Here is a 21,600-nt window from a genome sequence, read left to right as displayed (position 1 = left end):
CGATCATGCGTGTTCTAGCAATCGGCGAATGCATGGCGGAATTAGCGCCGCTGGATAACCCAGCGGAGTTCAAAGTCGGTTATGCAGGCGATACATTTAATACCGCCTGGTATCTGAGACAGATCGCCCCCGAAATTGAGATCGATTATTTGACCGCTGTGGGCGATGATACGATCTCTCGGGAAATGCGAACATTCATCCGCGACAGTGGTATTGGCGACACCCACGTGCGGCTAATCGCAGGCTCGACGGTCGGGCTCTATTTGATTCACCTGATCAATGGCGAGCGCAGTTTTTCCTATTGGCGCGGTCAGTCCGCAGCAAAACAATTGGCCATTGAACCGCAAGCCCTAGATCGCGCTATGGCAAACGCCGATCTAATCTATTTCTCAGGCATCACACTCGCCATTCTCGACGCGCAATCCCGTGAAAACCTGCTGGGTGCGCTGTCGCGCGCGCGCACGGCTGGCAAGCTTGTCGCTTTTGATACGAACCTTAGACCACGTCTATGGGCGAGCATCGACGAGATGAAGCAGACGGTCATGCAGGCTGCCGCACAATCTGATATCGTTCTTCCATCCTTTGACGACGAAGCCGAATGGTTTGGCGATGAAAGCTCTCCGGCGACGCTTGACCGCTACGCAAAGCTTGGCGTTAACCGTATCATCGTAAAAAACAGCGACAAGCCTGTGCTGTTTCAGGATGGCAGCGAGCGCGGTGAAGTTGGCGTCAACCCTGCAACTGATGTGCTCGACACCACCGCCGCTGGTGATAGCTTTAACGCCGGCGCATTGGCGGGCATTTTGCAACACGGCGACATGACCGCTGGCATTTCATACGGATGCCGTTTGGCCAGCTATGTGGTTCAACACAAAGGTGCGCTGGTGGCGATTGATTTGGAAAAACTGTCCGCCAGTTGCTAATTGGTTGGCAAGGCTTGCACTTTTTCGACACGTGCAAACCTTGAATTGGCCGCGCGCAACGGCGCAGAGGTTCCCTCCCCCAGCGCCATCGCTTAACTCAGAACAAAACTCGTCAGCCAAGCTTTGCGACGGCCTCCCGAATGCCCTGCATTACAGACGCGCTGTGCGCAGGATCAAGCGCTGCGGCATGGGGATCGGTAAACATACGGGCGTCGTTGTCGAAATACCGACCCGACGCATGAGCAAAGGACGCGTCCAACGCCGCTTCGCGCAGAATATCCGCGCCGATTTGCAAATCGCTTCCTGCAACACCAAAGCCTTCCTTAACCATTTTCGAAGCCAACAAAGATGCAGGATTCACTGCGACCACTACAGGGCCATCGGTAAGCTCCTTAGCCATCTCACGCGTCCAGATCGTGATCGCCAGCTTGCTCTGCGCATAGGCCGACATATCGTCCACGCGCTTGCGACCGTGCAATACATCCATATCGACAGGAGCTTGCGCTGCCGAAGACAGGTTTACGACACGACCGTCTTTCGCAAGGATCGGCAGGAGATCGCAGGTCAAAACATATGGCGCAAAGGTATTCACCATGAACCGCAGATCAAAGCCCTCGCGCGTCACGGGTTGACCCGCCTTCAAAACACCCGCGTTATTGATCAGGCAATCAAGCTGAGAATGCGCATTGGATATGTCCGCTGCAAGCGCGTGAACATCAGACATGCTTGTTAGATCGCCGACATAAGTCTCACAGTTTCCACCAACTTTGTCTGCCGCGGCTTCAAGTTTAGCAGCGCTGCGGCCGTGAAGCAAAATTGTGTGACCTTCCGCTGCCAGATTTTCGGCGGTCAACAAACCGATGCCATCAGTGGAACCGGTGATAAGGATAGTCTTACTCATGTTGTTTCCTTTCGCTCATTGAAGACGCGCTTGAACAAGACTCGTTGTCGTCTCTACGTTTCAACTTGGCTTTGACATATCGCCCCCCAAACTGAATAAAAATAGAACAATCTGGACTTCAGTATTCCGAAAAAGTAAATAATATGGACACGCAAAGCCTTCGACTTTTTGTGCTCGCCAGCGAAACGCTTAACATAAGCGCTGCTGGCCGCGCTCTTGGCATGGCACCCGCTGTCGCAAGTACGCGCATCGCGAAGCTTGAGCGCTTTGTCGGCGCTGATCTTTTACACCGCTCCACGCGCAAAGTTTCTTTGTCATCGGAAGGGCACGACTTTCTGCCCTACGCCAAGGAAATGATCGCTCAGGAAGAGGCTGCACTTGCAGCGCTTGGAAAGGGCAAGACGAATATCAGCGGAACCCTTCGCTTTGCTGCGCCAAGCACGTTCGCCCAGCTCTATTTAGCGCCCTTGTTACCTCTGTTTATGGACAAATACCCGGACCTCACTTTGGACTTGCATCTGTCCGACACTCGGTTTGATCTTATTGAAGGCAGCTATGATCTCGCGCTGCGTAATGCGGTCCTTGAAGACAGCAGCCTTACGGCGCGCAAACTGGCGGACGATACGCGCATCCTGTGTGCTTCGCCCGACTATTTAGCGCGTTATGGAACTCCGAAAAATGCGTGCGAATTATCAGAACATCGGCTCATTGCGTTTCAACACCTTGAGCCAAGACCTCTTGTTTCTACAGATGGCAAGCGGGCTCAATTTGATCCAAAACACGCCGCGCATTACATCATTTTGAACGACGGTTTGACTCAAATGCACATCACGCGCGCTGGCGCGGGTATTTCCATCAATTCGCTTTGGGCCGTTGGGCATGAGATCGCGAATGGAACGCTTGTTCACGTGTTGCCCGAATTTTCCGTCGCTAATAAGCCTGCGCTCTGGCTTATCTATCCCAAAAGCAACGTTGTCTCCGTCAAGGTGCGCGCATTTATGGATTTTCTGATCGAACATATCGGCAAAGATCAAAGAATACGCTGGTCGCTCTGAAGACCGCATGGAACGCCATTGCCCTTTGAAGGCGTTTCAACTCAGCACGCCACCCTTCGTCACAAATCGAGGGTGATTACTCCCCCTTCGACAGCAGCGCGGGATTGACAGGTTATGATTTCGCCTTCGCGCTGTTTGTTCGACAATACAAAGTCGCGGTGCTCAACCTCTCCTGCGATCAAGCCGCACTTACACACGCCGCAAATCCCATCCGAGCATTTTACATCAATATGAATGCCGTTTTCGATAAGAACATCGGAAAGGTCTTTGTCGGCGGGGACGCGCAACTCGCGATTGGATTTCGCCAGCTTGACCATGAAATCGTGATTTACGTAGTCGGGTTGTTCGGGAACAGAGAAGTATTCCAAATGGCGGTTTTCTTCGGGAAACCCTTGGCGTTCGGCGGCTTGCATAACACCATCCATAAAGCGATCGGGCCCGCATGTATAAACATGCCAACCGTCCTGATAGCCTTCGAGCACCCTATCCAAATCTGCCCGCGATCCTTGGTCTGAAAAATGGAACTGCACATGCTCGGCCCAAGGCATCGACTTGAGATCGTCGATATAGCCAGCGCCGTCCATTTTGCTGGCGGAATAGTGCAGCTCAAACGGTGCACCCAATGCATGAAGGCGATGGGCGAAAGCGATCATCGGAGTGATGCCAATGCCGCCCCCCATCAGAAAGCTGCGCGTTGCCGTTTCATCGAGTTCAAAGTGATTGATGGGTTTGGAAATAAAGACACGGCGGCCTTCGTCAAAAATCCTGTGAAGCATCTTGGAGCCACCGCGCCCTTCGTCTTCACGCAGAACGCCTATCTGGTATTTGCACGTGTCCTTCGGATCGCCCGACATCGAGTACTGCCGCAGGTAGTGCGGCGTAACAACCACGTCCAAATGCGCGCCCGCGCTCCAGTCGGGCAACGGGCTGCCGTCCCATGCTTCGAATTCATACTTGGTCACGTCTGGTGTCATCTCAACCGCTTTGGTGAGGCGGGCCATAATCACAGGCGCATCATCAAAGACCGCGGGCGCATGCACCAAGCCATCCGTATCACCTGATGCCAACCGCGCTTTGTAATCATCGGCTGATATCATCGCTTCATAGGCTTTTATGCCCGCCTCACGATCCATCGCAAAGGGATAGGGCCAAGGCCAAGGTGCAAGATTCGCCGGATAAACCGCGAGCGTTTGATCTTCGTATTTGAGGTCAAGATCGGGCTGCAATTCGCGGCGGTTGATTGGCTCTGCCGGCTCTTTGTAGCCACCATCCTCTTTCAGTTCGAGATCCCACCACCATTTCTTGGCATCGTTCAGGCCACCATTCCCCAGCTTATCATCAAGCGATGCGAGTAGTGGCGCGGCTGCGGGAATATTCATCGCGGCCCAGCGAAAGGGCTTTTCTGCAAACAGCCCTTCTAGGTTCCATGGACAGGTTTTCATGCATCGCCCGCACATCGCCCCACCCTCGGTCGTGATCCTATAGGTGGTACATTTTTGACTGTCAGACTTCCAGATTTCGTAGCCGTTGAACATCCGCTTGGGTCCGGCGGTGATTGCACCGGAGGGGCATTCGCGCGCGCATTTATTGCAAGACTCGCAAAATTTTTGCAAACCAAAATCAATTGGCTTGTCATGCGCCAGCGGCATATCAGTCGTAACAACCCCCGATTTGAGACGTGGCCCGAGCAGAGGGTTCAAGATCACCTCGCCAATGCGGCTGACCTCCCCCAAGCCAGACAGCAACAATAGCGGCGGCTGCAACACTTCGCCATCCATCACCGAATGCGCCTTGGCACTGTAGCCCAAATTCCTGATCTGTTTAGCGATCACCCCGCCCTACAGAGAAAACCGAAGATAAGCGCGCATGGATTGTGCCACCGCGATCCAATCGTCTCCGCTCGCGCCTTCCATGGTTTCAAAGCCTTGATCCACGATCATCGAAATAGCCTGATCATGAGGCGGCGTAAGCTCGGCACCCGTGGCATCATGGCTATACCAAGTCCAATCAGGACAGCGCGAAATTCCGACAGCATCAATACCAAGGAAGTAACTTGCCGCTTTTACATTGTCGGCGTTGCGTTGCGCGTCGCTTGGTTTGGTATCTGGTGTTGCCGGCTCCCCGTCTTGCAACAACACAAACGCGCCCAACATTTCACGCTGAGAAAAAGCATGCGCGCTTTTTCTTGCGTACCAACCACCCGAAGCGGCTTGTTGTTGCTTCTTGCCAAGATCGCCAAACTGCGCACGTGCAAACATATCCGTGCGCTTTGGCACGCGGGCGACGCGCGCTTCGTCGATAAACGTCGTCGGATCATCAACCCGTTTGAGCTTTTCAAAAGGATGGGCACCGTTGACATATCTTCGCTTGGCGTAAGGGTCTCTGTTTAGCGCACTTTTCGACGTGCCTTTGCCAAACCACCACGCAGGCCCAAAGGATTGTTGCGCCAAGGGCGCAAGCGGTTGATCAGGTGCCATTTCCATATCGGTTGTAACAACCGCTAGGCTAAACGCCCGCCCTAGAAACGGCGCAACGATGGCGCCGTTGTCCAAAACTGCCAAACCGGAAGTAACGGCCAGCCTATTCAAGTCAACGTCCGATGAACTCGCCGTATGGGCGCGCGCACTAAAGCCCAACAAATGCAAATAGCTTGCGAGAATGACCGCGCCCTCACTCGCGCGCAGCGCCCCACGATGATCCTGCACGTCTTCGATCCACTCACAACCTGTTTCGCCTTCGTCGGGCGCTCTGTTGTGCTCGACCAAAACAACAAGAGCATCGGTATGCCCGCCTATCGAGCCAAGCGGTGCCTCGGTAGACTCGCGCAGTCCGGCCATGATTTCGTCGATGCCCGAGGCTAAGGTTTTGGTTTGCTTGCTTCGAATATCGTACGCGAGCCGATCAATGTCAGGGTTGCGGGTTGGCTCTTTCAGGAATGCTTCTTTCGGGAGTTTACAAACGCCCATCATCGACGCGTCCTGAAAGTAGCCAAACGCCTTCATGTGGTTGCTCCGCTCTTGCGGATCGGTAGGGGCAGTTGAGTGCTCTGGATTAACGATACCGTCTCTAAGCACGTCCATCATCGCCTGATATTCACCCATCGCATTTACTAGCGAATGCGGCGTGTCGAGCCGACGAAAATCAAGTGCTGGCGCGGCGGGAATTTCCGCGAGGTTTGCAGCAGTTGCCTCTCGCTTCAACCTTTCAAGCGGATAAGGCCCCAGATGAAAGGGTCTGTCTTTGGTTGAAAAGAAGCGAATTCCCATGTCTTCATATCTCTTTGCGCTGATGTCTTTTTAGCTTCTCGCAACGGCGAAGGTTCGTCCAGCCAAAGGTGATACTGACGCTTGGTTAAATCCTGCTCCCACCCTGTTGGCTGTCGCGAACAAAGCGCCAAGCGCGCTCCAATTTCGAACGTCGCAGTCGCTGCACGTATTTCGGACAGAGCAATCGTATCAACCAAATCGCAATTCCCGCTCCAGACTTATGCGTCCAGAGCGGGACCAAGTGCGCGCGCTGCGTTACAACATGAGCGCTTTGTTCACTTTCGCCGCTTTGTTAGCGTATTGGCTCAGATCAACGCCCCGATCGGAAAGAGCTTCGCCAAGTTCATCTTCGCTCAAAGCTTCGATTTGCGCGGCACTCAATCGCATGAGGTTGATCTTGCGCTTGAAAGGACCGTTTGTCTCGCCAAAGTAGCTTCGGTTTTCAAACGCAAACTCATCCGCATATTTGCCCATGAAATACGCAAGGAACGTGTTGATGCTAATGCGTACACGCGGATCATCCGTCATCAAATCACCAGACGCCTCGAGCGTTTCGAGCATCAGCTTGGACCAGAGCTCTGCGCCCTTTTCGTTCATCAATTGCAAGGCATTGTGATGATGATGAAAGCTCAAACGGTATTCCGCGCCATGATAGTAAGGCCCGCCTCCCATCACATCGATCCACATGCTCGCCTGTGTGTTGATATGATGATTGATGCCGCCTACCCGTTCGAACACAGATTTGAACCAATCCTCTTGTTCAAAAACACGCGTGTAGAAGCGCTCAACGATGCCAACAATTGGATCTTGCCCTAGCACGGAATAGAGCTGCCAAAACTGAATAGGCTTTGTCGTGTCGCTAGACGCCGTCAGGGATACAAGTTCAGCAATTCGATGCGCGTCTTTCGGCATCAAGCCATTCTCACTTGATACAGCGATATAGTTCTGCTGGGTTCTCTCGCTCATATAGCCATGGCGGGTTGGGAACTTGGGAAGATCAACGTGTTTCATGATATGCTTTCGTGGGGTGTTTGCCCTTTGCTCATTGATAGTGTGTTTGCCAATGCGATGATTGGCGGCGAGACGCGTACTTAAGAAGTGAGCCCACCGCATTCAAGCATCGCAGGTTTTCGAGCGCCCGCGACTTGCCCCCCAAGCATTTCAATAGAAAAGGGCCGGCCAACAATGTGGCCGGCCCTCTTTTAGTAGAGCGATGGTTTCAGCCGCAGCTTTACTGACGAGCGAGTTCCATCCAGTTGCCATCTTTAATGACAGAGATAACCACTTCATCCGCACCCTGATGGTCAGTCGCAGAGTAGTCTACAGTGTTACCAGAAACGACGTCTTCGTAGTTCAGGCTCTCCATACCCATCTGGAATGTTTTTGCATTCAGATCAGCGCCAGCGGCTTCCAAGCCACGCACCAGTGTTTCGGCAGCAGAGTGACCAAGCAAAGCGCCTGAGCCTGGCAGAGCTTCACCAGTCGCTTCAGTGAAACGCTTAAAGAACTTCTGTGCTTCTGGCTGGTCCATACGGGACAGCAGGTCAGCCCAACCCGATGCGGCATACATACCTTCAGTTACACCGCCCGGTACTTTCGCCATGACAGTGTGGAAACCCGCTGAGGAATTTAGGAAAGCCATGTTCGTCAAACCGAGCTTCTTTGCGGTTCCAGAAACAGTGATCGCCTGACGTACGCCCAAAGCAAGCGCAACGATTTCACAGCCTTCTGCGTTCAACTTCTGCAAAGCGCCGACGAAGTCCGCATCATCTGGCTTGTGCGTTGTTTCAGCAACGAAGTTCAAGCCTTCTGTCTCAGCCGAAATAGATTCAGCACCTTCTTTAATGTCCTTGCCAAAGTCAGTTGGCAAATACATTGCGCAGACATTGCTGGCGCCTTTTTGCTCTGCCAAATACGTCACGCCAATACGAATTTGATCATAGTAGGTCGCAGTACCTGAATAGTGCAGAGGCGAGAATGGCTCGGCCATCTGACGAGCAGCCGTGAGCGGAGAAACGTTAGGAACGTTCTTGGCATCCTGCAGTTTGAAAGCTGCGATGTTCATCGGTGTACCCAATGAAAGCAACATCGCAAAAACCTTGTCACCATTCACCAACTTGTTCATGCCCTGAATAGCTTTTGGCATTTGGTAAGCGTGATCTTCCACGATAAAGCGGATTTTGCGTCCGTGAATTCCGCCCGCGTCGTTGACCTCATCAAAAACAAGTTGCGCGGCTTTTACGGCGGGTGCGCCAAATGCAGCGAAGGGACCAGAAAGATCGTTATTAGACCCGATCAAAATCTCTGTGTCTGTGACGCCCTGCTCAGCAATCGCTGGTGCAGCGGCCATCGCGGCGGCAAAGGTTGCCGTCGCCAATTTGGTCGTTAGCTTTTTCATTCGTCTTCTCCCTATTGTATTCTCATGTGAAAAGCTGAGCCTGACGATGTCAATACATCTGTGCGATCAACTCTCCATGTTTGGTTTCCACAAAGCTGCGTTTGAGCTTCATAGTAGGCGTAAGTTCATCGTCATCCGCAGTCAGCAAGACATCTATCAAACGGAAATCTTTGATTTGTTCCACGCGCGCGAAGTCTTTGTTAACGTCTTCCACCGTCTCGCGGATCAATTCTTGCACTTCTTTAGCAGCGCATAATGAGGCGTAGTTGGAGAAAGGTACGCGTCGATCTTGCGCAAATTTTTCAACGTTCTCCTGATCAATCATAACAAGGCAGGTGAGGTATTTCCTCTTGTCGCCAATGACCACCACATCCGAAATATAGGGCGAGAACTTGAGCTTGTTTTCAATCTCGGCTGGCGTAATGTTCTTACCGCCTGCGGTGATGATGATATCCTTGAGACGCCCCGTGATCGTTAAGAACCCGTTATTATCCAAGAGCCCGACATCGCCCGTTCGCAGCCATCCGTCCTCTGTGAAGGTCTCAGCGGTTTTTTCTGGGTTTTTCCAATAGCCCTGAAAAACGTTTCCGGCTTTGTATTGTACTTCTCCGTCAGCAGCGATGCGAATTTGCGCTCCTGGTAACGGTGGACCGACCGTTCCGATCTTGTTGTTGTGCTCGCTGTTTATCGAAATGACGCCGGAACTTTCAGTCATTCCATAGCCTTCAAGGACAGGTACGCCGATGGAATGATACCATTTTAGCAGATCAGGTGAGATCGGCGCAGCGCCAGAGCCGCCACGTCGCAAGCGATCCATCCCAATCATGCGCCGCAGGTTTTGCAGCAAAGCGACGTTCCAAAAGCGATAGGCAAGGTTGGCTTTAAACGAAAGTGGCGTGCCTTCTGCCAAGCTCTCTGCGCGCGCGGCACCTGCCTTGAGCGCTTGGGCATAGGCCCATTTTTGCATGCTTGTGGCATCGCCAATTCGAATGGCGACTTGCGAGTAAATTTTTTCCCAAAGGCGCGGCACCGCGACAAAAGTTTGCGGGCTGACCTCTTGCAAATTGTCGAAAATCGTTTCCGGACTTTCGGCAAAATTGATCGTCGAGGCGGCAGCAATCGGTCCATTCACCGAGAAAACCCGCTCCAAGATATGGCACAGCGGCAAAAAGCAAAGCTGATCATCCGTATCAAACACTGGCGCATCGCGTAGACCTGCAGCCACGGAGTACATCAAATTGCCATGACTAATCATGGCACCCTTTGGCTTGCCTGTCGTGCCAGACGTGTAAACCAGAATAGCTGTGTCTTCCGGCTTAGTCGCATCGATCCCTTGCTCAAACGCATTCGGGTTAGCAGAGTCATATTGCGCGCCAATTTCGTAGAGTTCGTCAAGGAAAATGATCTGAGGATCAGTAAATCCGTGCAACCCTTCGCGGTCGATCACAATGACCTTTATCAGGCTGGGCATGTTGTCCCTGACCTGCAAAAACTTGTCGAGTTGTTCGTCGTTCTCAACGAAAAGAAAACGGCTGTCAGAGTTGTTGACCAGATATTCCAACTGGCTCGCTGAATCCGTCGTGTAAACACCCGAACAGATACCGCCAACAGATTGCACACCCATATCGGTATACATCCATTCTTTGCTGTCCTCGGATAAGATCGAAACGACCTCGCCGCGTTTCAACCCCAAAGACACCAGACCAAGCCCTAGTTTCTTGGCGTTATTGAAGTAGTCATTCCATGAGTGGGAACGCCAAACGCCAAAGGTTTTTTCGCGATGCGCGGTGCGAGATCCTAGTTTCTGGCACCGTAGCCGCAAAAGCTTTGGCGTTGTATCCATACCATCAATGTAAAAGGGGCCGCTGCTCAGATCCGCGTTGATCATCAGCCCATGAACGTTTTCCTGAGGGGGAAGAGTATCTGCCATGGTCAATCCCTATCGCCACGTCTTGCGTTGCTTCCAGCGCCGCTGCCCGCGCTGGTTCTCATCTTGGCTCACACCAAGGTAGAATTCCTGAATGTCTTTAGAAGCGGCCAGAACTTCGGCGCTATCGTTCATCACGATGCGGCCCAATTCCATCACATACCCGTAGTCAGCAGCATCAAGCGCGACTTTGGCGTTTTGCTCGACCAGCATCATCGTGACTTTCTGCTCTTTGTTAAGACGCACGATGATCTCGAAGATTTCCTGCGTCAAAAGCGGCGACAGGCCAAGACTTGGCTCGTCGAGCAGCATGAGTTTTGGCCGCGACATCAACCCACGTCCAATCGCCAACATTTGTTGCTGACCACCTGACAATGTGCCCGCGCGTTGTGCGCGTCGATCTTTGAGGATGGGGAAATAGGAATAGACCATTTCCTCGTCTTGCGCGATCGCGTTGCGATCCTTGCGCGTGTAGGCACCCATCGCGATGTTTTCGGCAACGGTCATAAGCGGAAAAATCTCGCGCCCCTCGGGGACGTGCACGATGCCCCGCCGCACAATCGCGTCAGGTTCTAGCGATTGGATCTCGCTCCCCTCCAGCTTAACCGTGCCTTTTTCGGGGTCCATAACGCCAGAAATGGTTTTCAGAAGCGTCGTTTTGCCAGCGCCATTTGCGCCAAGAACCGTAACGATCTGGCCCTCGTTCACTTTCAAACTGACGCCACGAATAGCCATGATCGGGCCGTAGTAGCTTTCAAGATTGTCGATTTGCAGAACGACATTAGGTGTAGTGGCATCTGTGCTCATGTGCGTGATGTCCCTGTTTTTGAGATATCGCCCGTGCCCAGATAGGCCTCGATTACGGCAGGATGAGATTGCACTTCGGACGCTGTGCCCGTCGCCAATTCCTTCCCATCCGAAAGAGCCATAACGCGTCCAGATACGGCTGAAACCAATCCCATGTCATGTTCGACCATCATGACCGAAATACCCATTTGTGTTTGAATGTCTTCAATCCAGAACGCCATATCTTGGGTTTCTTCAACGGAAAGTCCCGACGCAGGTTCGTCCAGCAACAACAGTTTAGGCTCTGACGCCAGCGCGCGCCCAAGCTCAACAACTTTGCGCACACCATAAGGCAATCCACCGATCATCTTGTCACGGTAGGCTTGAAGGTTGAGAAAATCGATCACCTCTTCGACGGCTTGGCGATGCCGAAGCTCGTCCCGATGGGTCTTGGGCGAAAATACGATATTGGAAAGCATGCCGGTCTTGCGATGCCGATGCCGCCCAACCAACAGGTTTTGCAAAACCGTCGCTTGTTCAAACAACTCAATGTTCTGAAACGTGCGCGCAATCCCGAAACTCGGAACTTGATCGGCTGTGTTTCGCAGCAAGTCATGACCGTCAAATCGGATGCTGCCTTCAGCCGGATCGTAAAAGCGGGAGATCAGATTGAAGACTGTGGATTTGCCTGCACCATTGGGACCAACAAGAGCAAAAACTTCGCCCTCCTCCACTTCGAGAGATACGTTATCCACCGCAACCAAGCCACCAAACCGCAAGGTGACACTATCAATTTCAAGTAAGCTCATTGGACACGATCCGTCTTCAGGTAGGATTTTTGACGCTTGAACATGTCCTTGCGATAGAAGGGGAACAGCTCAAAATAGGTGCGGATTTTCAGCCAGCGGCCATAAAGCCCCATTGGCTCAAACAGAATGAAGCAGATAAGGATAAAAGCAAAAAGCGCGCTTTCTAGCCCCGGAACATTGATGTTCACATCAAAGGTAGACGCAAGGAAAGAACGCCCATTGGCAATCGCCACAGGAATAATTCCAACAACAATCGCACCAAAGAAAGCGCCGTGGATAAAGCCAAGACCGCCAATCACGATCATCAGCAAAAGCGTGATCGACATAACAAGATCAAACGTTTCGTTCGTCACATAGCCCGCTGAATGCCCGAAAAGCGCGCCAGCTAGTCCAGCAACTGTCGCCGACAAAAAGAACGACTTTGCCTTAGTTCGTGTAAGGTTAATTCCCATTGCGCGTGCGGAAATTTCACTGTCGCGAACAGCGGTAAAGCTACGACCCGTCGGAGAGCGCAAGAGATTGCGGTAAAACCAAACGATCAAAATTGCGACGAACAAAACAAGGTAGTAAAACTTGTAAGGCGTTGAGTAGCGGTTAACTTCTATCCCGAAGATATTGATGTCAGGAACCGCCGCCCCTGCAATCCCACCGGTCCAAGGCTCGGCAATGACGACAAAGTCACTCGTCAAAATCGAGATCGCCAGCGTCGCCAGCGCCAGATAAACGCCATGCAAACGCAGGACTGGCAGCGCGATCAATGTCCCTAGCAAGCCCGCGATCAAGCCCGACAGAGGAAAGGCAATGAGCCATGGAAGACCCGCGCCAAGCAAGTTGATGTTTAGATAACACCCCAATGCCATGAACGTTGCGTGACCTAGGCTTGGCAACCCCGTGTGCCCTGTCAAAAGCATGAGCCCCATACCCGCAATGGCGAGGATCAAAACTCCGGTAATCTCACCCAGCAAATACGCATCGCCAATCGCAACAAAGTAAAGCGGCGTTGCTAAAACCAGCGCCAACAGCAAGGCATACCAAACAGCCTGTGCGCGATGCTTGAAGAGGCGAATGTCTGCATCATAAGAAGTCTTGAATACAAAGCGCATCTTACACCTTCTTTCGTTGGGTCTGAGAGAAGATACCGCCGGGGCGGAATATCAGGATCAGCAACAAAATTGCATAGGGCGCGATCTGGCTCACTCCGGCAGGCCCATAGCGCGAAGCAAGTGGCTCTACCAAACCGATGATCACGCCGCCAAGCAAAGCACCGGGCAACGAGCCGAACCCACCAATCGCAGCTGCTGCAAAGGCTTTAATCCCGAGCAATCCAGTTGATGGATCAATCGCACCTTTGGACGCAAACAAGATCCCTGCGACCGCCGCAACCATGCCTGACAATCCCCAAACAAGGCTGTGAATTCGCTTTACCGGGATGCCCATGTAGTAGGCCGCGAGCTGGTTCTGAGATGCGGCTTGCATCGCCAAACCGATCCGACTGCGCGAAAAAAACAGATAGAAAAGCAGGGTAAGGATGGCCGTCACCACAACAATCATCACTTCATCGACACCAAGCACGAGGCCACCCGAGCGAATATCCTGCCCTGCATAAGGCGTTTCAAGCGATGTCGGCTCATGGCTCCAGAAGAAACCTGCAAAGAAGCGTATGATGAACCCTGTGGCAATTGTCAGGATAACGATTGAAGTCTGAGACTGGCCAAACATATGGCGCAGAATGCCCCAGTTGAACAAATACCCAACGCCCCCCATCACAAGGATCGACAGCGGAACCGCCAGCCAGAAATCCAACCCCATATATTCGTGATTGGTGAAACCGATACAGACAAACGCGCCAAGCATCATGAAGTCACCTTGGGCGAAATTCACGGCTTCAGTGGCTTTGTAAATGAGCACGAACCCCAAAGCGATCAAGCCATAAACACAGCCATTGGCAAGTCCGCTGATAATGAGTTGTAGAAAGTCCACGATGCTCCTCCCAAAGCCAAAGTGGGTCAAAGTTACGCAGCGAAGCAAACTGATAGCAATGCAGTTCTTACTTAGGAACGTTACGTCAGCCAGCTTAACCCTTGGTCAAGCTGGTTTTTCTTGCAAAGGCTGGCCTTGCGGCAGAATGGCTGGCTCAGGTTAAGAAAAATATAGCCTAAAGCGAGCTACGCCGTGACTCACAAGGCAAGAAACAGGAAACACAACCCGTTGCCCTGTTTTCATTTTGGCACCGTGCATTAGCAACCAGTAAGATGACTTTATCGACATTGCGCGTGCTCTGACGGTGCTAATTCAATCACCAACAGCGCATATGTCCCTGAAAATCGGGCCTCAAACCTTACGTTTTTGCCGTACCGACAGCAATGTCAGCCTTCGTTTACACTCGTTTTGTCTTGTTCGTTATCAACGACAATCAACGTATCGACGTAAGTCAATTCTGGTGTGCAACCGAACTTTTCTGCGAAACCCGCGAGAAACTTATCTGAGAAAAATGCACGCGCTGCAGCTTCGTTTTCCCAAAGGTAAACGCTGTGACCAGTATTGCTGGCCTCGTCATAGCAAAAATATTTGCGGGTCAGTTTATCAAGCCCGCGAAAGTTCGCTTCGGACTTTTTGAAACGCTCCAACAGGGCGGAACGCGGGACTGGTTTTGGGAAGGTGTATTTCACGAGAACTGTGTGCATAGGATTTCCTTTCAGCTGGTTTCGTTGCCTTCACGCTCTAATAGCGCCTTGGCGGCATGGCTCGCGAATGCCGCGATTGAGAGAGACGGTGGGCAACCGACAGGCTGGGGAAAGACAGATGCGTCCGCGATGATGAGCCCCGGATGATCAAAAACCTCGCCCAGCCCATTCACAACGCCCGCCTCAGCGTTCTGCGCGATGCGGCATCCCCCCATTGGGTGTGCGGTGAAGACGCGATCTTTGGAGTATTTCACCGCTCGCCCTGACATTTCGGACAGGGCATCCATTGCCGCCATTGCGCGCTTGTAACTTGGTGACCCTTTAAGATCGAAAGCAAACTTGTGCTGGCCGTTCTCCGACCAAAACCGCCCGTCGGCCGCGTCTTGCGTCATCGCGATGACGTTGTATTTGCTGCGGGCCTTTTGGGCCGCGGCTTTGCGTTTGAACCACGGGACGGGTGCGGGTTCACCGCCAGAAAGGATCATATATCCCGCGTCCTCATGCCCCTTGATCTTGAGCCGCCCATGTACGGGCGGGCCTTTAGACGCATCGCGGCTGCCATCCTCTGGCACGGCCCAACCCCCGATCAAATCACCATTTGCGCCCAGCCCTTGCCCCAGCGCGGGTAATTCGCCAAGCGCGCCTGCATCAACACTAGAGCGCATCAGGCTATTGGTGTTCATGGTTCCGGCCGCGACCACCACAATCGGCGCGGAAACTTGATAAGTTCGATACCTGTGAAGGTCTCGCACTTTGATCAGATATCCATCTTTTAGGCGAGAGATCAAACGCACCTCGTTCAAATCACGCACCTCGAGACCAGTCTTTATTGCAGGCAAAAGATACAGCGCGTCTGTGGTGGATTTCGCGCCATCTGGATCGCCAAACTTACCCGGACCGGCATCGTATGACATCGCTTTGCGCGTGATGCCGTGTGCGTCCTTTATTTCAGGACGTGCGCCGTCTTTGGTCGGATAGAAAAGCCCCATGGGCGGCTGCTCACCCTGCTCGAGCGGCGTGAAGAACCCCTCTTCGCGCCAAGAGTGGTCTGTATGACCCGGCACATCTGTGGAATCCTCTGGCTGCACGGCCTTCAACTCATCAGCGCAGCGGGTGTAGTGCGGAGCTAATGCCGCATCGCTAATACCTTCCGCGCGACCTTCCCAAAATCCCGCCTCTGGCCAATCCATCATAGCCGCCCAAATATGACTGCCACCGCCTACGTTAGAAAAACACGGCGCTTCCATTCCCTCGCCGCTCCAAAGTTCGGAGTACCCATATTTATTAAGCCTAAACCCTTGCTTGGGCCCAAACGGCAGGCGAATGGAGCGTGCAAGCAACCACCACGCACCTTGGCTAGGAAGCTTCTTGCGCCGTTTGATGCCTGCACTTCTAGTGGGCAGTGTATCGCGCCAAGGGCCGCGCTCCAGCACCAGCACCTTTTTGCCAGCTTCGGTCAATCGCGCCGCCATGACAGAGCCGCCAAATCCGCTGCCAATTACAATTGCGTCAAACCCATCTGCCATCGTTACCCCATCACCAGTCGGCCAACGCCTAAATAAACTGTTTGCCGCCATCGATGACGAGGGTTTGACCTGAAGTGTATTTTGAAAGGTCCGAAGCGAGATAAAGAACACCGCCGCAAATATCATCGACCTCACCGTTGCGCTTCAAGGCCGCGCGGCTGGCACCATAGGTCTTGGCGTCATCCATCAGGGTCATGCTTGCTTCGGTCAGCGTGATCCCCGGCGCAATGACATTGGCGCGCACGTTATCGCCGCCAAGCTCTTTCGCCATGACACGGGTCATCGCGATGACTGCGCCTTTTGAGGCGACATAATGCATCCATTCAGGTGAGCCCGAATAAACGGTTGCCGAGGCGATGTTGATGATTGATCCGCTGCCTGAGGCCTTAAGTGCGTTAGAAGCAACGCGCGTCATATTCCAAACGCCTTTCACGTTCACCGAAAGAACACGGTCCCATTCCGCGTCTTCGAGTTGCTCAAACGGAGCGCGGTTGAGCGTGCCATAAAGCGCGGCATTGTTCACCAGAACGTCCACCCCACCGAATGCGTTAACCACCTGTGCAATGAGTGCATCGCAGCTCTCGCCACTGGCCACATCGACACCGCCAGAAATGCAGGTGTCGCCATTGGCGCAAATGTCCTTTGCCGTCTGCGCCGCCCCCGCTTCGTCGATATCGGCAGCAACAACTTTTGCGCCAGCAGCGGCAAGGCTTTCGCAGAACGCGCGTCCAAGGCCACCAGCAGCGCCCGTGACAATCACACGTTTTCCGTTCAGCTGTAAGTCAGACATGCGGTGCACCTTTCATGTAGGTCCCTAATTCTTGTTCGGCCCGAATCGCAGCGATATAGCCCTGCGCCATTGCACGGCCCGCATTCGTCAGCATGAAAGGCAGCGAAACCGCCTCTAGCGTTTCGACATATTCCATCACGGGGATATCGTACCAACCGCAGATGATGCGCATGCCATGCGGCGTCGCGCGCCACCCCTTGTCAGCGTCTTTGACAATCGCATCATTGATCGAGCGGGCGGTTTTGTCCGTGTCATGCCCGTCGATAATGGCGAGCACCGCGTCTACATCAATGTCTGCACCGCCATGCGCCGCCATGATCTCTCGCGCTATTTCAACGCCGTAAATCTCATGATCGCGCACAAGGTCTTTGCGCGTCGGGTTCTTGCCAATTGCAAGCAGCAAGAGATCAGGGTCGATCTTTTTCCAGCCTACATCGTGCAAAAGGATCGCAGGCAAAACGACGTCTTCATCCGCTTCGGGGGTCAGCTTCAGCAAGGCTTTGGCAAGGCCATAAGCAACCAGCGTGTGTTCGTCATTGTTGCGCACGTCCAAATAAGGACGCGCGGCATCCCACATGGCGATGTCTTGATCTCTCAACAAAGGCGCGCTCATTCCGGCACCTCATAGCTGAGGTAGATCGTTTTGTACTCTAGATAGCTTTCCACGCCCCAGCGCCCTTTTTCACGGCCCATGCCGCTTTGCTTGACGCCGCCAAAGGGCGCGTAGTGGGAGGAGCGTTGAATATCGTTGAGCCAAACAAGCCCAGCCTCAAGCCCTTCGCAAAGCATGATGCCTTTGGCCAGATCGCGGCAGAAAACAAAACCTGCGAGCCCGTATTCGCTGTTGTTGGCACGCTCTAGTGCTTCGCGCGCGCTATCCACAACGCAGATGCCCAAGACGGGGCCAAATGTTTCGCGTTGCAACACCAACATCTCGTCCGTGACATCGGCCAAAATCGTTGGTGGGAAATAGAACCCATCGTCATAGCCTGCGCCAGTAACGCGGCTTCCGCCACAAAGAACGCGGGCCCCTTTATCGCGCGCATCTTCGCTTTGGCGCACGGAATTGGCGAATATCTTTTCGTTCACCATCGGGCCAAGATCGCCTTCTCCTCCAGCGGGTGCGAGCGTCAGGGCGCTCACTTTGGCAGTTAGCTTGTCGAGGAATTCTTCATAGATGGCGCGTTCCACATAAATACGGTTCACGCGGTAACAAAATTGCCCAGAGTTCGCGGTGCCGTGCCGCGCAATTGCCGTGGTGGCCTTGTCCAGATCAGCATCCGCGCACACGATTGCAGGGCAATGGCCACCCAACTCAAGCGTCACACGTTTGACCGTACCAGCAGCCGCCGCCGCGATCGCTTTGCCTGCGACGCCGCCGCCTGTGAAGGCAATTTTGCGAGGAATGGGATGGTTCACCAACGCTTCGCCCACTTCAAGGCCAGAGCCTGTCACCACGTTGAACGCACCCTTTGGCAGACCCGCTTTGTGGAATATCTCGGCCAAGAGCAGCGTCGAGGTCGGTGTGTCCTCGGACGGTTTTGCAACAACCGTGCAACCCGCTGTCAGCGCCGCGCCGAGTTTGAACATCAAGAGCGTGATCGGGAAGTTGAACGGCGTAATCGCCACGACAACGCCAACAGGTTCGCGGGTGATGATCGTCTTTTCGCCAGCGCCGCCTGCAATGGGCATTTCGCCGTGCAGGCGCAGGCCTTCCTCGGTGTAGATGTCCAGCAATGCAGCAGAGCTTTTGATCTCGGCAATGCAACCCGCCAAAGGTCGGCCCAACTCACGATGTAGCGCCGCGCCAAGGACCTCTGCACTCTCCAGCATCGCTTTGCCGCATGTCTTCAAGACGGCGACGCGCTCGGCCATTGTGCGCTGGCTCCAATCCTGAAAGGCGGCTTGCGCGGCGTTGATTGCAATATCCGCTTCGACAGCGCCAGCGCGGGGAACCGTGTCAAAAACCTCTGATGTGCTCGGGTCTGTGACGGGGTCCGTCGCGCCAGATTTTGCGGCGACCCAAGCGCCATCAATGAACATTTCCATCAGTTATCTTTCTCAGAGAACATGTAGTTTCAACGCTTTGCGTGAGGCTTCGAGCGTTTCGGACGCCATTTTCACCCCAGCTTCGGTTTCAAACTTGGCAAGGCCTTTGACCAAGTGGTCCGCGTATTCATGCGGGGTCTTGCCGAACCAATCAGAGGCAATCGCGATGCCCGTCACCTCATACCGCCAGAGTTTGTCAGAATCGCGCACGATACGATCATTCAAATGATGCGGATCGGGGCGCGTGTCGTGCCCGTCGATGATCTCGCACACCGCATCAATCACCTCTTGCGACCAACCTGTCTGTTGCAAGATTTCCGTGCCAAGGCGCACGCCTTCGCTCTCATGCAGATAGCGCACATCGGAGGTCAGGAAGTTGTCAGAGCGAAATCCCTGCTCGATAATGTCCGCCTGATCAATCGAGTACCAACCGATGTCATGCAGCAGGATCGCGAGCGAGCAAATGTCCGCATCTGCTTCTGGATGCAGGGCAAGCAAGCGCTGGCACCAATCAAAAGACAGCGGAATATGCACGTCGTTTTTACGCGCACGCATATAGGTTTCAGCGCCGCGCCAGACAGGATCGTATCGGGAAAGGTCACTCATATCAGGCATCCAAATCGCAGCGCGCGAGGGAGACGCGCGCTGCTTGTTAGGCTCAGTCGAGGATTTCGACCGTGCCGTTGTTGCCATCCACGCGAATTTTCATGCCGGTTTTGATCTTGGCACTGGCTTTGCCTGTACCCGTCACAGCCGGCAGCCCGTATTCGCGGCAAACGATTGCAGCATGGCTCATCATGCCGCCAATGTCAGTCACAGCAGCGCTGATTTTGCCAAACACCGGTGCCCATGATGGCGCGGTCACTGGCGTCACGAGGATTTCACCCTTTTGAAGCTGGCTCAGCTCGTCAGGGCTACGCAGCACCCGCGCAATGCCTTCTGCAACGCCGGGCGATCCCGCCATACCGCGCAGGCCATCGCCTGCATCATCTGCCGCGACCCAGCTTTCGACAGCTTCCGAAGTGATGCCCCAAAGCATGATCGTAAACGGCTCTGTGATTACCTCTGGCGGGTTGTTGAGCGCAGGGATCGGCGGCTCGGATTGCAACGCTTTCAGAATGCCTGCGCGGCGCTCGATCTCGGCAGGCCAAATGCCGCCGCCATGGATCTCCGTGCCAATTGCCCAAGCTTGAGAATAGTCCCAAATCACATCGCGCACTTCTGTACGGTTGAGGTAGAACATGCCGTCCGTTTCTGGCCAGAAACCTTGATCAGAGAGCAATTCGCTCAACTGACGCATCTTGCGCCAGAAGGTGCCCAGCGCCCAATGCTCGATATAAAAGTTGTGATCTTCAACGTATGGGAACACGGTGCGCGCTAGGCCGAGTTTGCCGTCGAAGGCTTCTTGCGCCTCTGCGTCCATCATGTCGCGGTACTCTGCGGTGATGCGATCACGCTCTTTCAACAAGGCTGCTGTCGGGCGCATGATATCGTCGCCGTCTTTGAGGCGCTCGATGTAATCGCGGATATACCCCATCGGGATATCGAGGTGGTCGATCCAGTATTTATCGGTGGAATAGAAACCGTTGCCCGAGGTGAAGTTGAACCAAGGGTCTTTGGCGGCCTCCCACTGAGCGATCCATTTATCGCCGCCACTCGCCGCGCCAATCGCCGCCAGCGCCGCGTCAACGTCGCCTGTGTTCACAGCGTCCTCAAGACCCAGCTCAACCGCCAGCTTCGCCAGTTTTTTCAGCTCATCATCTGGACGGAAGAGTTCGGAATCCACGCCCTGCACCATCTTGGCAATTGCTTGATCCGGGATGGAGGGGAATTGCTCTTTCACGAAGCCGAAGAAGTCGAGATAGGCCGCGTACCCAAGGTTCAGGAACTCAAAGTGGTACTGCCAAATCTTGTAGCAAAGCTCGATCGCTTTCTCGTAGCCCTCAAAGAGGTGATTGGTGCTATCCAGACCAACGCCGCCCGTGACGACCTCCAGCTCTTCCTTTTCAGGGAGCGCGCTGAAGTTAATCTCGTTCAAGCCGTCAATCGCGTCTTTTACTTTGACCTTCCAATCCGCAAGAAGCTGATCCCAATTCATGAAATAGTGACCCGCGCGCTCCATAAAGATCGGCACGCGCGCTTCAATATCCTCTGGCGCAACGCCTACAGGCGAGAAGTAAACATAGCCGTTGTGAATACGGTAATCGATGCCGTTTGCAGGCGGAATGAGCAAGTGGCGCGTGTTGTATTGGCCCAAGCATTTGATCGCGAAGTCGAGCATGATCGTATCGAAAGGCTTAAACGGAGTTGGCCAGTGCTGTGAGTTACAGAACCAGAACTTTCCGTCCTCTTCCTCGCGGCGCGCTGGGTTAAAGCGCGTGTAGTAGGGGTACATGTCCTGCCAACCCTCAGCGCCTTTCGGGGCTTGCAGGTCATAGGCGCTTGGGAACATTGATGTTTTCGCGTCCATTGGTGATTTCCTCCCA

Annotated in this window: 17 protein-coding genes and 1 pseudogene; 2 read left to right on the top strand and 16 right to left on the bottom strand. The window is 53.7% G+C overall.

The window, feature by feature from the left end; translation table 11 throughout:
• Positions 1 to 5: 5 nt before the first annotated feature.
• Positions 6 to 923, top strand: a complete 918-nt coding sequence (locus tag ACRBCU_RS01070) for a sugar kinase (protein WP_431363501.1) — start codon at positions 6 to 8, stop codon at positions 921 to 923.
• A 112-nt stretch (positions 924 to 1,035) separates the two neighbouring features.
• Here the strand turns inward: ACRBCU_RS01070 and ACRBCU_RS01065 are convergent, their stop codons facing one another.
• Positions 1,036 to 1,824: an SDR family NAD(P)-dependent oxidoreductase gene (locus ACRBCU_RS01065; RefSeq protein ID WP_431363500.1), complete on the bottom strand. Its 789-nt coding sequence runs from the start codon at positions 1,822 to 1,824 to the stop codon at positions 1,036 to 1,038.
• Between the two features lie 143 nt (positions 1,825 to 1,967).
• On the opposite strand from ACRBCU_RS01065, the gene ACRBCU_RS01060 reads away from it, so the two are divergent.
• Complete coding sequence (locus ACRBCU_RS01060) at positions 1,968 to 2,879, top strand: LysR family transcriptional regulator (RefSeq protein WP_431363499.1); 912 nt, start codon at positions 1,968 to 1,970, stop codon at positions 2,877 to 2,879.
• 59 nt (positions 2,880 to 2,938) lie between these two features.
• On the opposite strand, the pseudogene ACRBCU_RS01055 reads toward ACRBCU_RS01060, so the two are convergent.
• The 15 genes and pseudogenes from ACRBCU_RS01055 to ACRBCU_RS00985 all read right to left on the bottom strand — a co-directional run bounded on the left by ACRBCU_RS01055 (position 2,939) and on the right by ACRBCU_RS00985 (position 21,584).
• Positions 2,939 to 6,145 (bottom strand): annotated as a pseudogene (locus ACRBCU_RS01055) (reductive dehalogenase).
• Positions 6,146 to 6,400: 255 nt separating this feature from the next.
• On the bottom strand, positions 6,401 to 7,156 hold the full coding sequence (locus tag ACRBCU_RS01050) for a hypothetical protein (protein ID WP_431363498.1): 756 nt from the start codon (positions 7,154 to 7,156) through the stop codon (positions 6,401 to 6,403).
• Positions 7,157 to 7,376: 220 nt separating this feature from the next.
• Positions 7,377 to 8,543, bottom strand: coding sequence for an ABC transporter substrate-binding protein (locus ACRBCU_RS01045; RefSeq protein WP_431363497.1), 1,167 nt, complete (start codon positions 8,541 to 8,543; stop codon positions 7,377 to 7,379).
• A 49-nt stretch (positions 8,544 to 8,592) separates the two neighbouring features.
• Positions 8,593 to 10,473, bottom strand: coding sequence for an AMP-dependent synthetase/ligase (locus tag ACRBCU_RS01040; protein WP_431363496.1), 1,881 nt, complete (start codon positions 10,471 to 10,473; stop codon positions 8,593 to 8,595).
• A 9-nt stretch (positions 10,474 to 10,482) separates the two neighbouring features.
• Positions 10,483 to 11,277 carry an ABC transporter ATP-binding protein gene (locus ACRBCU_RS01035; protein WP_431363495.1) on the bottom strand — a complete coding sequence of 265 codons (795 nt, stop codon included), beginning with the start codon at positions 11,275 to 11,277 and terminating at the stop codon, positions 10,483 to 10,485.
• Positions 11,274 to 12,065, bottom strand: coding sequence for an ABC transporter ATP-binding protein (locus ACRBCU_RS01030; RefSeq protein WP_431363494.1), 792 nt, complete (start codon positions 12,063 to 12,065; stop codon positions 11,274 to 11,276). The genes ACRBCU_RS01035 and ACRBCU_RS01030 overlap by 4 nt, the downstream gene beginning before the upstream one ends.
• The gene (locus ACRBCU_RS01025; RefSeq protein ID WP_431363493.1) at positions 12,062 to 13,168 is read right to left on the bottom strand and encodes a branched-chain amino acid ABC transporter permease; all 1,107 of its coding nucleotides are present in this window, start codon (positions 13,166 to 13,168) and stop codon (positions 12,062 to 12,064) included. Before ACRBCU_RS01025 ends, ACRBCU_RS01030 begins: the two co-directional genes overlap by 4 nt.
• Position 13,169: 1 nt before the next feature.
• Positions 13,170 to 14,045, bottom strand: a complete 876-nt coding sequence (locus ACRBCU_RS01020; protein WP_431363492.1) for a branched-chain amino acid ABC transporter permease — start codon at positions 14,043 to 14,045, stop codon at positions 13,170 to 13,172.
• A 386-nt stretch (positions 14,046 to 14,431) separates the two neighbouring features.
• Entirely contained in the window at positions 14,432 to 14,749 is a 318-nt protein-coding gene (locus ACRBCU_RS01015; RefSeq protein ID WP_431363491.1) for a hypothetical protein, read from the bottom strand.
• An 11-nt stretch (positions 14,750 to 14,760) separates the two neighbouring features.
• Positions 14,761 to 16,275 (bottom strand): GMC oxidoreductase, encoded by a 1,515-nt coding sequence (locus tag ACRBCU_RS01010; RefSeq protein WP_431363490.1) that lies wholly within the window; start codon positions 16,273 to 16,275, stop codon positions 14,761 to 14,763.
• Positions 16,276 to 16,303: 28 nt separating this feature from the next.
• Positions 16,304 to 17,065: an SDR family NAD(P)-dependent oxidoreductase gene (locus tag ACRBCU_RS01005; protein WP_431363489.1), complete on the bottom strand. Its 762-nt coding sequence runs from the start codon at positions 17,063 to 17,065 to the stop codon at positions 16,304 to 16,306.
• Complete coding sequence (locus tag ACRBCU_RS01000; protein ID WP_431363488.1) at positions 17,058 to 17,678, bottom strand: HD domain-containing protein; 621 nt, start codon at positions 17,676 to 17,678, stop codon at positions 17,058 to 17,060. Before ACRBCU_RS01000 ends, ACRBCU_RS01005 begins: the two co-directional genes overlap by 8 nt.
• On the bottom strand, positions 17,675 to 19,114 hold the full coding sequence (locus ACRBCU_RS00995) for an aldehyde dehydrogenase family protein (protein ID WP_431363487.1): 1,440 nt from the start codon (positions 19,112 to 19,114) through the stop codon (positions 17,675 to 17,677). The genes ACRBCU_RS01000 and ACRBCU_RS00995 overlap by 4 nt, the downstream gene beginning before the upstream one ends.
• 12 nt (positions 19,115 to 19,126) lie before the next feature.
• Complete coding sequence (locus tag ACRBCU_RS00990; protein ID WP_431363486.1) at positions 19,127 to 19,720, bottom strand: HD domain-containing protein; 594 nt, start codon at positions 19,718 to 19,720, stop codon at positions 19,127 to 19,129.
• Between the two features lie 52 nt (positions 19,721 to 19,772).
• Positions 19,773 to 21,584, bottom strand: a complete 1,812-nt coding sequence (locus ACRBCU_RS00985) for a PEP-utilizing enzyme (protein ID WP_431363485.1) — start codon at positions 21,582 to 21,584, stop codon at positions 19,773 to 19,775.
• Positions 21,585 to 21,600: the final 16 nt, after the last annotated feature.

The sequence above is a fragment of the Planktotalea sp. genome (assembly GCF_050633725.1).
GTDB lineage: Bacteria > Pseudomonadota > Alphaproteobacteria > Rhodobacterales > Rhodobacteraceae > Planktotalea.
This window is presented reverse-complemented; position numbering and strand designations above follow the sequence as displayed.